At 72.2% G+C, this 12,176-nt stretch carries 15 protein-coding genes; 8 read left to right on the top strand and 7 right to left on the bottom strand.

Annotation, left to right across the window (positions count from 1 at the left end):
* Window positions 1-42: 42 nt before the first annotated feature.
* The gene (locus AC5677_RS22785) at window positions 43-573 is read right to left on the bottom strand and encodes an ester cyclase (RefSeq protein ID WP_497189766.1); all 531 of its coding nucleotides are present in this window, start codon (window positions 571-573) and stop codon (window positions 43-45) included.
* Between the two features lie 98 nt (window positions 574-671).
* On the opposite strand from AC5677_RS22785, the gene AC5677_RS22780 reads away from it, so the two are divergent.
* Window positions 672-1,418 (top strand): TetR/AcrR family transcriptional regulator C-terminal domain-containing protein, encoded by a 747-nt coding sequence (locus AC5677_RS22780; RefSeq protein ID WP_497189765.1) that lies wholly within the window; start codon window positions 672-674, stop codon window positions 1,416-1,418.
* Here the strand turns inward: AC5677_RS22780 and AC5677_RS22775 are convergent.
* The 3 genes from AC5677_RS22775 to AC5677_RS22765 form a co-directional block, all read right to left on the bottom strand.
* On the bottom strand, window positions 1,391-1,618 hold the full coding sequence (locus tag AC5677_RS22775) for a hypothetical protein (RefSeq protein WP_497189764.1): 228 nt from the start codon (window positions 1,616-1,618) through the stop codon (window positions 1,391-1,393). The genes AC5677_RS22780 and AC5677_RS22775 overlap by 28 nt on opposite strands.
* A 424-nt stretch (window positions 1,619-2,042) precedes the next feature.
* A complete protein-coding gene (locus AC5677_RS22770) occupies window positions 2,043-2,531 on the bottom strand; it encodes a type III secretion system chaperone family protein (protein WP_497196722.1) in 489 nt (162 codons plus the stop codon).
* Between the two features lie 114 nt (window positions 2,532-2,645).
* Window positions 2,646-4,097, bottom strand: a complete 1,452-nt coding sequence (locus AC5677_RS22765) for a glycosyltransferase (protein ID WP_497189763.1) — start codon at window positions 4,095-4,097, stop codon at window positions 2,646-2,648.
* A 156-nt stretch (window positions 4,098-4,253) separates the two neighbouring features.
* Between AC5677_RS22765 and AC5677_RS22760 the strand changes: the two genes are divergently transcribed.
* The gene (locus AC5677_RS22760) at window positions 4,254-5,099 is read left to right on the top strand and encodes a class I SAM-dependent methyltransferase (protein ID WP_497189762.1); all 846 of its coding nucleotides are present in this window, start codon (window positions 4,254-4,256) and stop codon (window positions 5,097-5,099) included.
* Window positions 5,100-5,136: 37 nt separating this feature from the next.
* Here the strand turns inward: AC5677_RS22760 and AC5677_RS22755 are convergent, their stop codons facing one another.
* Entirely contained in the window at window positions 5,137-6,024 is an 888-nt protein-coding gene (locus AC5677_RS22755; RefSeq protein WP_497189761.1) for a helix-turn-helix transcriptional regulator, read from the bottom strand.
* Between the two features lie 219 nt (window positions 6,025-6,243).
* On the opposite strand from AC5677_RS22755, the gene AC5677_RS22750 reads away from it, so the two are divergent.
* Window positions 6,244-7,251 (top strand): aldo/keto reductase, encoded by a 1,008-nt coding sequence (locus AC5677_RS22750; protein WP_497189760.1) that lies wholly within the window; start codon window positions 6,244-6,246, stop codon window positions 7,249-7,251.
* Here AC5677_RS22750 and AC5677_RS22745 read toward each other — a convergent pair.
* Window positions 7,187-7,837 carry an exonuclease gene (locus tag AC5677_RS22745; RefSeq protein WP_497189759.1) on the bottom strand — a complete coding sequence of 217 codons (651 nt, stop codon included), beginning with the start codon at window positions 7,835-7,837 and terminating at the stop codon, window positions 7,187-7,189. The two genes, AC5677_RS22750 and AC5677_RS22745, sit on opposite strands and share 65 nt — an antisense overlap.
* A 382-nt stretch (window positions 7,838-8,219) precedes the next feature.
* Here AC5677_RS22745 and AC5677_RS22740 point away from each other — a divergent pair, with 382 nt between their 5' ends.
* Complete coding sequence (locus AC5677_RS22740) at window positions 8,220-8,456, top strand: hypothetical protein (RefSeq protein WP_497189758.1); 237 nt, start codon at window positions 8,220-8,222, stop codon at window positions 8,454-8,456.
* A gap of 199 nt (window positions 8,457-8,655) precedes the next feature.
* Here AC5677_RS22740 and AC5677_RS22735 read toward each other — a convergent pair whose 3' ends face one another.
* The gene (locus AC5677_RS22735; protein ID WP_497189757.1) at window positions 8,656-9,087 is read right to left on the bottom strand and encodes a winged helix-turn-helix transcriptional regulator; all 432 of its coding nucleotides are present in this window, start codon (window positions 9,085-9,087) and stop codon (window positions 8,656-8,658) included.
* 70 nt (window positions 9,088-9,157) lie between these two features.
* Between AC5677_RS22735 and AC5677_RS22730 the strand changes: the two genes are divergently transcribed.
* From AC5677_RS22730 to AC5677_RS22715, 4 genes are all read left to right on the top strand, one after another.
* Window positions 9,158-9,982, top strand: coding sequence for an NAD(P)H-binding protein (locus AC5677_RS22730; protein WP_497189756.1), 825 nt, complete (start codon window positions 9,158-9,160; stop codon window positions 9,980-9,982).
* A 124-nt stretch (window positions 9,983-10,106) separates the two neighbouring features.
* Entirely contained in the window at window positions 10,107-11,165 is a 1,059-nt protein-coding gene (locus tag AC5677_RS22725) for a phospholipid scramblase-related protein (RefSeq protein WP_497189755.1), read from the top strand.
* 100 nt (window positions 11,166-11,265) lie between these two features.
* A complete protein-coding gene (locus AC5677_RS22720; RefSeq protein WP_497189754.1) occupies window positions 11,266-11,730 on the top strand; it encodes a MarR family winged helix-turn-helix transcriptional regulator in 465 nt (154 codons plus the stop codon).
* Entirely contained in the window at window positions 11,727-12,134 is a 408-nt protein-coding gene (locus AC5677_RS22715; protein ID WP_497189753.1) for an SRPBCC family protein, read from the top strand. Before AC5677_RS22720 ends, AC5677_RS22715 begins: the two co-directional genes overlap by 4 nt.
* The last annotated feature ends 42 nt before the right edge of the window (window positions 12,135-12,176 follow it).

The raw sequence follows: 12,176 nt of genomic DNA, 5'->3' as shown, positions 1-12,176 counted from the left end.
GGCCGTCGTTCGGTCGGTCGTCGGCCAGTCGGTCGTTGTCGTTCAGTCGGCCGTCGGCCAGTCCCAGCCGAGCTGGAGGAACATGCCGAGCCGGTCGCTCACCGCGCGGATCTCGGCGATCCTGCCCGCGCGCAGGGTGAAGACCCAGATCTGTTCGACCGAGAACGCCCGGTGGGTGGGCTCCGGCATACGGGGGTGGGCGCCGGTGTGCGTGCCGCTGACGGTCAGCCGCGCGACCACGGTGTCGCCCTCGGCGATCAGCTCGTCGACGGCCACCACGAACTCGGCGAAGGCCGCCAGCTGTTGCCGGAAGCCCTCGAAGGCGGCGCCGGGCCGGTCCTCCTCGCCGTGGATGATCTTGTTGTGGTCGATGACGTCCGGCGCCAGGTAGGCGGGGAAGTCGTCGGTACGGCGCTCGTTGACGGCGGCAACGAACGCCTCGATGAGTCGCTTGTTCGCGGCGGTTGCGGCGGTCGCGACGGTTCCGGCGGTTGCGGCAGACCCTTCGGCGGTTGCGGTTCCTCCGCCCCCCGCGCTTCCCGGCCGTGCGGTCATCTGCGCCTGCGTCGACATGCGCCCCACCCCTTTCTTACGTCGTAAGAATATCTTGGGCGCTAGGCTGGCCTTACGCCGTAAGAAAGTCAAGGACGACGGCAGAGGGAGCGAGCGGCATGACGGGCGGGGCGGGCAAGCGGACGCGTGGGGAACGGGCCGGGCTGTCACGGGCATTGGTGCTGGACACCGCGCTGGACCTGGTGGACCGCGAAGGGCTGCGGGGCCTGTCGATGCGCCGACTCGGGGGCGCGCTGGGGGTGGAGGCCATGACGCTCTACCACTACGTGCCGAACAAGGACGCGCTGCTCGACGGACTGGTGGAGCGGGTCTTCGCCGAGGCGCTGCCGCCGGCGGCCGACGGCGCGGCCTGGCACGAGCAACTGACCGGCTATGCGGCCGCGTTGCGGGCGGCGCTGCTCCGGCATCCCGGCGTACTGCCGCTGGTGGTGACCCGCCCCATGGTGACCCCCACGGGCCTGGACGCGGTGGAACGCGGCCTGGAGGCGCTGACCGGCGCGGGCTTTCCGCTCGGCCGGGCGGTCGATGCGCTCAACGCGCTGTCGCTGTTCGTCGTCGGGCACGCGGCCGGCGAGGTCGGCGTCGGGAGCGACGCCGACCCGCAGGGGCAGACCCCCGGTTCGCCCGGCTGGCTGGCCCGGCTGGACGCCTCGCGCTATCCGCTCCTCTCCGAGGCGGCACGGACCGGGGCCGGGGTGGACGACGAGGAGCGGTTCCGCTTTGCGGTCGAGGCGCTGGTCGCCGGGTTCGCCCAGGTGGAAAGCGGGTTGGGCCAGGTGACAGGCGACGGGGCCGGAGGGCGGGTGCCCGGCCGCGGTCAGCGGTCCGTACCGCCCGAGCGGTAGCCGTAGCGATGGATCACCGAGGAGATGCACACGGGGCGGCCGTGCGGCAGCCGGGGGCCGGAGACGTCCAGTCGGGGCGCGGTCTCCCGTAGCCAGTCGAGGACGTCCGTCCCGTCGGGCTGCTCGTACGTCGCCACGCACCGCCCCGCCCGGTACACCTCCAGGCGCACGGGCTCGATGTCGAAATCGTTGGCCACCATGGTCGTGGCGGGGGCGGCCCAGAGCAGATCGACCGGGTCGGCGGCGATGATCTGCTCGGTGACCTCGCCGTATCCGGGTCGCTCTCCGCCGACCGGGCCAGGCGCTCCTCCGCCTCCGCCAAGGGGACCCCCGCTTGGGGCAGGCGGTACAGGGCGCGGAGCGACAGCAGGCGGCCGAGCTCCCGGTCGGCGCACGCATCGCCCTCGTCGTCGGCGGCCTGCCGCAGGACGCGCTCGGCCGCGCCGTTGTGCCCCGCCCTGATCAGGGCGTGCGCCCGTGTCACTGCGTGCGATATCGGCATGATCGGTCCCCCCGTTCACCGCATGTCCCCGCGCCGCGTTCCTGCGTCGCCTCGTTCCCGCGTCGCGCGTCCCGGCGTACGGCCCTGCGTACGTATCGGCCTACGTCAGCGGGCAGTTGACATTACGCCGACGACCGGCCCGTCAGATGCGCGAACGCGTCCAGATTCCGGGTCGACTCCCCGCGCGCCACCCGCCATGCGTATTCCTTGCGGATCGCCGTCGCGAAGCCCATCTCCAGCAGGGTGTTGAAGCTGCCGTCGGCGTTCTCCAGGACCGTGCCGAGGATGCGGTCGAGTTCGTCGGGGGTGACGGCGGCGAGGGGGAGTTTGCCGACGAGGTAGATGTCGCCGAGCTTGTCGATGGCGTAACTGACGCCGTAGAGGCGGGTGTTGCGTTCGAGGAGCCAGCGGTGGACGGCCTCGTGGTTCTCGTCCGGGTGGCGGACGACGAAGGCGTTGATGGAGAGGGAGTGCTTGCCGACGATCAGCGAGCAGGTCGTCGAGAGCTTGCGGGTGCCGGGGAGCTTGATGACGTAGCTGCCGGGGGACGGGGACTCCCAGTCCAGTTCGGCGTCCTGGAGGGTGGTCTCGATGACCTCGGCGGGCGTCATCGGCCCACCGGCGGCCCCACCGGCCACTCCACGGTCTTTCGCACCATCGCCCGCACCGCCCGCACCGCCCGCATCACCGGTCATCTCACCCATGCAGGGATCGTAGGTGACGGCTCACCCGTGCAGGGAGCGCAGGTGACGGCGGCGTTCCTGCATGGCGGCGGTGTAGACGTCGCCGGTCGCCGAGGCGGCGGTGTCCCAGCCGAAGGACTGGGCGTGCCGGGCGGCGGCGACGCCCATCCGGGTCGACAGCGCCGGGTCCGCCGTGAAGCGCGCGAGCGCGCGGGCGTAGTCGGACGGGTCGTGGCCCGAGACGAGGAAGCCGCTGACGCCGTCGCGTACGGCCACCGGGAGCCCGCCGACCGCGGCCGCGACGACGGGCGTGCCGCAGGCCTGGGCCTCTATCGCGACCAGCCCGAATGACTCGCTGTACGAGGGCATGACCAGCACCGATGCCGCGCGGTACCAGTCGGCGAGCTGCTCCTGGCCGACCGGCGGGCGGAACTGCACGATGTCCGCGATGCCGAGCCGGGCGGCCAGCTTCTGCAGCCCCTCCGGCTTGGCCAGACCGCTGCCGCTGGGCCCGCCGACCACCGGGACGACCAGCCGGGAGCGCAGGGAAGGGTCCTCGTCCAGGAGGGCGGCCGTCGCGCGCAGCAGGATGTCCGGGGCCTTCAGCGGCTGTATGCGGCCGGCGAAGAGCGGGATGACCGCGTCCTGCGGCAGGCCGAGGCGGGCGCGGGCGGCGGATCGGCTCGCGGCGACGTCGGAGGCGTCGGAGGCGGCGGAGCCGGCGGAGGCGTTGGCGGACCCGGTGCCTGCGGTTCGTGGCCGGAAGCGTTCCAGGTTGACCCCCGGATGCACCACCGCCACCTGGCCCGGCTCCGCGTCGTAATGCCGTACGAGCTCATCCGCCTCCTCGGCGGTGTTCGCTATCAGGCGGTCCGCGGCGCGCACCACCTGCGTCTCGCCGATCACCCGGGCGGCGGGCTCGGGGGTGTCGCCGACGGCGAGGGCGGCGTTCTTGACCTTGGCCATGGTGTGCATGGCGTGCACCAGCGGGACGCCCCAGCGCTCGGCGGCCAGCCAGCCGACGTGGCCGGAGAGCCAGTAGTGGGAGTGGACCAGGTCGTAGTGGCCGGGCCGATGGCCGGCCCAGGCCTGCATCACGCCGTGGGTGAAGGCGCAGAGCTGGGCGGGCAGCTCCTCCTTGGCGAGGCCTTCGTAGGGGCCCGCGTCCACATGCCGCACGAGCACGCCCGGCGCCAGCTCGACGGTGGGCGGGAGCGTGCCCGTCGTGGCGCGCGTGAAGATCTCGACCTCGATGTTGATCGCGGCGAGCTGCTTGGCCAGCTCGACGATGTAGACGTTCATACCACCGGCGTCGCCGGTGCCGGGCTGATGCAGCGGGGAGGTGTGCACACTGAGCATCGCCACGCGGCGCGGGCGGCGCGGGGCGCCCGGCAGCCGGAGCCGCGCCTGCGCGGCGAGCTGGCCGCCGCCACGCCGGGACGGCGCGGCGGAACCGCCGTGGCGGCTGCGGAGCCGGGATACGTATGGGCTCACTGCGAGCTACCTCCTAGGCCGGGCGGTCTGTACGCCTCCGCCCCCGTCCAACAACGGAGCTCGCCCATCCATTTCCGTCCGGCACACTCTCCGGCCACTTTGCCAAAGCGTAACCTTCGGCCGGGCGGCGCGCCCACGGCCCGTACTCTCGATGCCATGGCCCGCCGCACCTCCGCCCCCACCACCCCGCTCCGCGGCTTTCCCGCCACCCCTCCCGGCCCCGTCGGCACGGTCACCCGCGGCACCACCAACCCCAACCGCCTGCGCCGCATGGACCGCTGGATAGCCGCCGAACACGGCGCCGAGCTGCGCCGCGCCGCCGACCCCGTCGCCGTCGACCTCGGCTACGGGGCCGCGCCCTGGACCGCGGTGGAGCTGCTGGGCAGGCTCCGCACGGTCCGGCCGGACGCCCGGGTGGTCGGCATCGAGATCGAGCCGGCGCGGGTGGCGGCCGCGCAGCCGTACGAGCGGCCGGGGCTGGACTTCGTCCACGGCGGCTTCGAGGTGCCGCTGCCCGGCGGGCAGGGCCGCGCGCCCGTCCTGATCCGGGCCGCGAACGTCCTGCGCCAGTACGACGAGGATGCGGTGGCCGCCGTGTGGCAGCGGCTGTGCGCGCGGCTGGCGCCCGGCGGGCTGCTGGTCGAGGGCACCTGCGACGAGATCGGGCGCCGGCACGTATGGGTGGCGCTGGGTCCCGAGGGGCCCCGTACGGTCACCTTCGCCACCCGGCTCGGCTCCCTCCACACCCCTTCCGACCTGGCCGAACGTCTGCCGAAGGCGCTGATCCACCGCAATGTGCCGGGCGAGCCCGTGCACGCCTTCCTGCGCGACTTCGACCGCGCCTGGGCGGCCGCCGCCCCGCTGACCGCACTCGGCGCCCGGCAGCGCTGGCTCGCCGCCGTACGCGCCCTGGCGACGGACTGGCCGCTGGCCGGGGATCCCCGGCGGCGGCGCCAGGGGGAGGTCACCGTCCGGTGGGAGGCGCTGGCGCCGCGCGGCTGAGCCCCGCGGCCGGGCCGATGCGCCGTAACCGGGCCCGCTACGCAGCCCCCACCGGCTGCGCGCCCTGCGCCACCGCCCCCGCCAGCTCCCGCAGCCGCTCCTCGGTCACCGACCCGCGCGGGGCGCTGTACGTCACCAGCGCCTGGTCCGCGTCCGTGCTCAGCCGGAAGCTCTCGAACGTCACCACCAGCTCTCCGACCAGCGGGTTCACGATGCGCTTCGTCCCCCGCAGGCACTCGCTCACCGCCTGCGCCTCCCATACCCGCCGGAAGTCCGCGCTGCGGTCGAGGAGTTCCGTGACGACCTCACAGACCCGCGGGTCGTCGGGATGGCGCCCGCTCTCGGCCCGGAGATTGCCGACGACCTCGTCGGCGATCCGCTGCCAGTCCGGGTGCAGCCCGCGCGCCTCGGGGGCGAGGAAGACCTGCAGCGCCGAATTGCACCGGTCGGGCGCCAGCGCCTCGAGGTCGAAGGCGACCCGGCTGCCCAGGGCGTTCCAGGCGAGGATGTCCATGCCACGCCCGATGATCATGGCCGGGACCGTGTCCCCCATCGCGTCCAGCAGCTGCCGGATCTCGGGCCGTACGGTCTGACGGGGCGCCGACGCCCCAGGAACGCATGCCCCGGCACCGTCGCCCCGCGGCCTCGGCACGGCCACGTTCCGCAGATAGGTGATCTCGCCGTCCGTCAGCCGCAGCGCCCGCGCGATCGCGTCCAGCACGGAATCCGAGATCGCGGGCGCCCGCCCCTGCTCGATCCGGGTGTAGTAGTCGACGCTGATGCCGGCGAGCTGGGCGACCTCCTCGCGCCGCAGCCCGCGCACCCGGCGGCGGTTGATCCCACCGGGCAGGCCGAGCCCGGCCGGATCGAGCGCCGCGCGGCGCGCCTTGAGGAACGAGCCGATCTCGACTTCCGCGTACAGCATTCCTCCAGTATGCGATGCACCGCCGGATGGGTGGTTCCGCCGGACCCAGGCTGTGACGGGCCTGGTCCGCTCCGTGCCCGGCCAGCAAGGTGGTGCACACACCTCAGTGGCCGCCCCGCACGTCCCACGGGCCCGGCGCCGGCCCTGAGAACTCCTACGTCTCCGCCACCTCTCACCACTCCACTTGACGTGACACTTGACTCGCACAAGGAGCTCCGAATGAAGCGCAGGATCCTCGGCGGCACCGGCATCTCGGTCAGCGAGTACGCGCTGGGCGCGATGATGCTCGGCGCCTGGGGCAACACCGACCACGACGAGTGCGTACGGCTCGTGCACCACGCGCTGGACGCCGGCATCAACTTCATCGACACCGCGGACGTCTACGCGGCCGGCGAGTCCGAGGAGATCGTCGGCAAGGCGCTCAAGGGGCGCCGCGAGGACGTCGTCCTGGCCACGAAGGCCGTCAGCCCGATGGGCGACGACCCCAACCACAGCGGCAGCTCCCGGCGTTGGATCATGCGCGCGGTGGAGGACAGTCTGCGCCGGCTGGGCACGGACCACATCGACCTCTACCAGATGCACCGCCCCGACCCCACCACCGACATCGACGAGACCCTCGGCGCGCTCTCCGACCTCGTACGGTCCGGCAAGGTACGGGCGGTCGGCTGCTCGACCTTCCCCGCCGAGCAGATCGTCGAGGCCCACTGGACCGCCGAGCGCCGCGGTCACGTCCGCTTCCGCAGCGAGCAGCCGCCGTACTCGATGCTGGCGCGCGGTGCGGAGAACGCGGTGCTGCCGACCGCGCAGCGCTATGACATGGGGGTGCTGACCTGGGGCCCGCTCAGCGCGGGCTGGCTCTCCGGCCGGGATCTCTCGGTCAGTTCCCGGGCCGGTATGGAGTCACGGAAGTTCGACCTCTCCGTCCCGGAGAACGCCCGCAAGGCCGAGGCGGTCGCCGCCCTGTCGAAGGTCGCGGCCGAGGCCGGCCTCTCCCTCCCCCACCTCGCGACCGCCTTCGTCCGATCGCACCCCGCGGTCACCTCCGTCATCATCGGCCCGCGCACCCTCGACCAGCTCACCGGCATGCTGGACGGCGCCGAGGTCACCCTCACCGAGGACGTACTCGACCGCATCGACGAGATCGTCCCGCCGGGCACGGACCTCAACCGGGCCGACAGCTACTACCTGCCGCCGGCCGTGGCGGACGCCTCGCTGCGGCGTCGCTGACGGCCGCGCCCTGACCGGCCCGCCCCGGCCGGTCAGCGGCCCGGCTCTCCCGCACGGCTTCGAAGACCTGCGCCAGCTCCCGCGCGTCCTCGCCCGCATGATGCGTATGCGGCAACCCGGTGAGCCCCAGCGCGTGCTTGATGTTCCCCTTGCGGCTCGCCACCCACTCACCACCCGTCAGCCCCATCCAGTAGCTGCGCAGGTCGACTCCGGAACCGGTGGCCCCGAACGGGCTCTTCCCGGTGAACCGCAGGAAGTACCAGTGCACGAACATCCCGTCCCACACCGCGGGCGCGGCAAGAAAGACCGGGCGGCCGATCTTGCGCAGAGCGTTCACCCAGCGCGCCGCGGCCGCCATCGCCTCCTCGGGCGCCGGTGCCTCGCGCACCAGGCGGTCGCGGTCCAGCCCGGACACCGCCAGCGCCTGCGGCACGAACTCCTCGGAAATCGGCCGCAGTTCGGCGTAGAAGGACAGGTCGGGCCGCCCCACGACGGCCATGCCCAGGGAAATCATGCTGTACGGGCCGGGAATGGGGCCGTCCGCCTCGACGTCGACGGCGACATAGAGCTCGGGAAGCTTCGTCACGGTCGGCACAGTAAGGACGGCCGTGGGCGACCGCCAAGGGAATTTCGCCCCGTCCGGCTCCGCAGCGGAATCGGACATATGCGGAGAGCATATGTTTGACCTTGCTGGGACCCGTGCCTAGGCTCGAAAGGGACATCTGTTTGAGACTGCAACCGTGAGATTGCAACGGTGTCAGCGACGCAGGTCCCATTCCTGCGAAGTCGCCCCGCCCGGTGCGCAGGGGCTTCGCGCGTTCCTGGTGCGCAGCGGTGAGGCCCGGGAGAACTCCCGAGGAGAACTCCACATGTGATACGCCGAGGAATCGGCAAGTTGTCAGCCCCGAGAGGGGACCATCATGCGCGCGAAGACCAGGACCCATCGCATAGCTGCCGCACTTTGTGCCGTGCCGTTCCTTGTGCTGGCCGGGGCCGGTGCCGCAAGCGCGGCAGCTCCCACCACCGCACCGGCAGTCGCACCCACACACGCCTCCTCCCACTACTGGAACTGCGACGACTGGAACTGGGGCCCGGACTGCTATGCCGGCGGCTCCGTCGTCATCATCTACGGCGCCGGATACGGAGGCTACGGATACGGCGGATATGACGGATACGGCGGATACGGCGGCTATTACGGCTACTGATACGGCGACGGCGGATTCGGTGGCGGAGGCCACGGCGGCCGCTGTTCATCAGGCCCGCGAGAACCCCGACATCTTCTTACCGCATTGCCGAAATCCTCTTACCGAAAGCTCCCGACCCAGGGGACCTGCTCGCACGGGCCGGCCCCCTTCGGCTGCGGCGCCCACCCGGCCCCCACGGGCCCCCACCGGACCCGAGGAATCAGCGAATACCCGAGTCCGGATGCGCCGCGTCCCAGGCCTCGCGCGCGGCGGCGACGGCCGGGCGGTGGGCGATCGACCAGTCGGCGAGAGTCTTGACGAGGTGGGTGAGGCTGTGGCCCATCTCGGTCAGCTCGTACTCCACTTGAGGCGGGACGGTGGGGTACACGGTGCGCTTCACCAGCCCGTCGCGCTCCAGGCGGCGGACGGTGAGCGTGAGCATGCGCTGTGAGATGCCACCGGGGATGGCGCGCTGGAGTTCCTTGAAACGGCGTACACCGGCGGCGAGTTCGACGACGACATAGACGGACCATTTGTCGCCGAGCCGGTCCAGCACGTCCCGGACCCCGCACTCGTCCTGCGGGGTCTCGCAGGAGATCACCGGCTGCCCGGCGGCGACCGGGGCGGTTACCGCGGTGTGCCCTGCTGACATCGAAGTGCCTCCTTATGCGATCGGGTTCCTCCGCCGAGGATGGAACCACACCGCTCAGGAGGACCTCCCCATGATGCTGATCACCGGCGCCGCGGGCGCGCTCGGACAGCTCGTCGCCGCGAAACTGGCGACGCGCGACGATGTACTGCTCGGCACCCGGGCACCTCGCTCCCCGGCCGAACGCCGCGTGGACTTCGACGATCCCGCTTCGCTCGACTTCACCGGCGTGGACACCGTGCTGCTGATCTCCGCCGGGTACGGGGAGGACGACGTCGTCATCGCCCGCCACGAGGCGGCCATATCCGCCGCCGAGAAAGCGGGCGTACGGCACCTCGTCTACACCAGCCTCAGCGGCGACGGCGACCACCTGGCCTACGCACTCGCCCACCGCTGGACCGAACGCAGGATCCAGCGCAGCTCCCTGGAATGGACCATCCTGCGCAACGGCCTGTACGCCGAGTTCCTCGCCGCCATCGCCCCTCCGGGCCCGGACGGCACGATCGCCGCGCCGCTGGGCGAGGGGCGTCTGGCCGCGGTGACCCGGGAGGACCTCGCGGAGGTGGCGGCCCGCGTGATGACCGCCCCTCAGCAGCACGCGGGCCGCTGCTACGAACTCGTCGGCGAGGAGCCCCTGGGTGGCGCGGAGCTGGCGGATGCGGTCGGCGGCTCGTACCGGCCCGGCTCGCTCGCCCTTACCCGGGAAGCCCTCATCGCGGCCGGGCAGGCCCTGCCCTTCCAGGTGCCGATGCTGGTGGGGACGTACTCCGCCATCGCCGCCGGCTTCCTGGACGGCACCCGTATCGGGCACAACGCGCTGCGCGAGCTGCTCGGGCGCGCGCCGCGGCCCGCCCTGGAGGCGTACGCCACCGCGGTCGCCGCGGCGCACCCGGCGTAGCCGGCCGCCACGGCCCCGCCGCACCGGGCGCTCTCGGCCCGGCCCGGCCCGGTGCGGCCGCCGTCCCGGTCGGCGCTCCCCCTCGCCTCGACGTTCGAATCCGCGGGTGGCTAGGGTTGCCGCCGTGACGCAGAACGCGGTTCCCCAAGGCTGGTACCAGGACCCTTACGGCACACCGGTTTTGCGCTGGTGGGACGGATATCGCTGGACCGAGCACACCCAGCCGGACCCGGCCCGGACAGCTCCCGCACCCGCCCCGACTCCCGCTCCCGCTCCGGCGCAAGCGGCGGTGCCGCCGCAACAGGCCTACCCGCAGGCACCGGTTCAGCAGGCTCCGATTCAGCAGGCTCCCGCACAGCAGGGGTATCCGCAGGCTCCGGCACAGCACGCTCCGGTCCAGCAGCCGTACCCGCAGGCCCCGGTCCAGCAGCAGGGCTATCCGCCGGCCCAGGCACAGCAGCCGTACGCACCGGCTCCGGCGCAGCAGCAGCCCTACCCGCCGCAGGCCCAGGTCCCACCGCAGCAGTACCCACCGCAGCAGTTCCCGCAGCAGCACCCGCAGATGGGCGGCGGGCCCGGCCCCGAGGCGCTGCTCTCGGCCGATCTGCTGCTGGTGGAGCAGGACTTCAAATGGGTCGACATCACCACCAGTTACGGGATCCGGGACCGCAACGGCAACGAGGTCGGCTCGGTCGCCGAGACCGGCCAGAACGCCGCGCGCAAGGCACTGCGGTTCGTCAGCACGATGGACCGCTATCTCTCGCGGAAGTTCGAGATCCGAGATGCCGCAGGCATGCCGTTCCTGGTGCTGAGCCGGGGCGTCAAGGTGGTCAAATCCCGGGTGTCCGTCGAGCGTCCGGACGGGACGCCGGTCGGCGAGATCGTCCAGGACACGGTGATCGGGCATGTCAGCTTCGACCTGATCGCGGGCGGCCAGACCCTCGGACAGATCAAGGCGGAGGGCTGGTACGCCTTCACCTTCACCATCACCGACCACACCGGCGCCGAGGTCGCCCGGATCGGCCGGGGCGTGCTCGACATCGTCCTGGACATCATCGGCGGGTCGGACTTCTACCACCTCCAGATCCTGCGTCCGTTGCCGGAGCCCCTGCGCACCCTGGTCGTGGCGGCCGCCCTGACGGTGAACACCATGCTCCGGCCGGACAAGGACGGGAACGCCTGACCGGACCGAGGGCGGGCCGCGGGACGCCACCCGCGCGCCCGCCCCCTTCAGGACAGACTGTTGCCTTGACAAGAGTTGTCACGACAGCGATGGTGGAGGTATGAGCGGGACAAGCGGACTCCACGACCATCTCGGCTACTGGCTTCGCCGGCTGTCCGACGAGGTCCACAGCAGCTTCGAAGCGGAACTGGGCCGGCACGGCGTCACCGTCTCCCAGTGGGGAGTGATGGTCAGCGTCTTCCACGGCCAGGACACCACCAAGGCGGTGGCCTCCCATATGGACATCGACCCCGGAGCGGTCTCCCGGCTGGTCGACCGCCTCATGGCCAAGCAACTGATCCGGCGCGAGCCCGACCCCGCCTCCCGGCGCACGGTCCGGCTCGTACTGACCGACGAGGGCCGCGCCCTCGTGCCGGTCCTGGCCGAGCTGGCCGACCGCAACGACGCCCACTACTTCGGCTCGCTCGGCGCGGAGCGGCGCGGGCAGCTGGAGACGTGGATCCGGAGCCTGGTCGGCGAGGCCCACCCCGCGCCGCGGCACCGCAACCCCGAGGAAACGCCATGAACATCACGTCCTCCGTCACCAAGACCGTCAGCATCGACCGCCCCCTCGCCGAGGTGTACGCCTTCCTCGCCGACCCCGCGAACTGGCCCCGGTGGGCGGTGGTCAACATCCAGTCCATCGCGCCGACCGATGACCCCGACTGGTGGCAGATGTCGACCCCGATGGGCCCCGGCAAGCTGCGCCTGCGGGCCAACGCCGAGCTCGGCATCCTCGACCACGACTACCTCGACGACACCGCGTCCTGGACGGTGCCCGCCCGTGTGGTCCCCAACGGCGACGGCGCCGAATTCATGATCACGTTCTTCCGGCCGCCGGCCTTCACCGAGGAGTTCTTCCGGAAGCAGGTCGCCCTGGTCGACACCGAGCTGGAGACCCTCAAGGAGCTCCTCGAAAACCGGCCGTGACCGCCCGGCCCCGGCCGCCCGGCCCGGCACCCCGCGCCGTCG

It is taken from the genome of Streptomyces sp. JLSY215, from assembly GCF_059682825.1.
The sequence above is the reverse complement of the archived record's forward strand: the minus strand, read 5'-3'. Positions and strand labels throughout refer to the sequence as shown.

Coding starts and splice junctions, on each gene's coding strand:
- AC5677_RS22775 (WP_497189764.1), bottom strand. CDS start 1,618: ATGGTGGCCAACGATTTCGACATCGAGCCCGTGCGCCTGGAGGTGTAC.
- AC5677_RS22755 (WP_497189761.1), bottom strand. CDS start 6,024: ATGCTGTACGCGGAAGTCGAGATCGGCTCGTTCCTCAAGGCGCGCCGC.
- AC5677_RS22735 (WP_497189757.1), bottom strand. CDS start 9,087: ATGTCAGCAGGGCACACCGCGGTAACCGCCCCGGTCGCCGCCGGGCAG.
- AC5677_RS22750 (WP_497189760.1), top strand. CDS start 6,244: ATGAAGCGCAGGATCCTCGGCGGCACCGGCATCTCGGTCAGCGAGTAC.
- AC5677_RS22760 (WP_497189762.1), top strand. CDS start 4,254: ATGGCCCGCCGCACCTCCGCCCCCACCACCCCGCTCCGCGGCTTTCCC.
- AC5677_RS22730 (WP_497189756.1), top strand. CDS start 9,158: ATGATGCTGATCACCGGCGCCGCGGGCGCGCTCGGACAGCTCGTCGCC.
- AC5677_RS22780 (WP_497189765.1), top strand. CDS start 672: ATGACGGGCGGGGCGGGCAAGCGGACGCGTGGGGAACGGGCCGGGCTG.
- AC5677_RS22720 (WP_497189754.1), top strand. CDS start 11,266: ATGAGCGGGACAAGCGGACTCCACGACCATCTCGGCTACTGGCTTCGC.
- AC5677_RS22770 (WP_497196722.1), bottom strand. CDS start 2,531: ATGACGCCCGCCGAGGTCATCGAGACCACCCTCCAGGACGCCGAACTG.
- AC5677_RS22785 (WP_497189766.1), bottom strand. CDS start 573: ATGTCGACGCAGGCGCAGATGACCGCACGGCCGGGAAGCGCGGGGGGC.
- AC5677_RS22715 (WP_497189753.1), top strand. CDS start 11,727: ATGAACATCACGTCCTCCGTCACCAAGACCGTCAGCATCGACCGCCCC.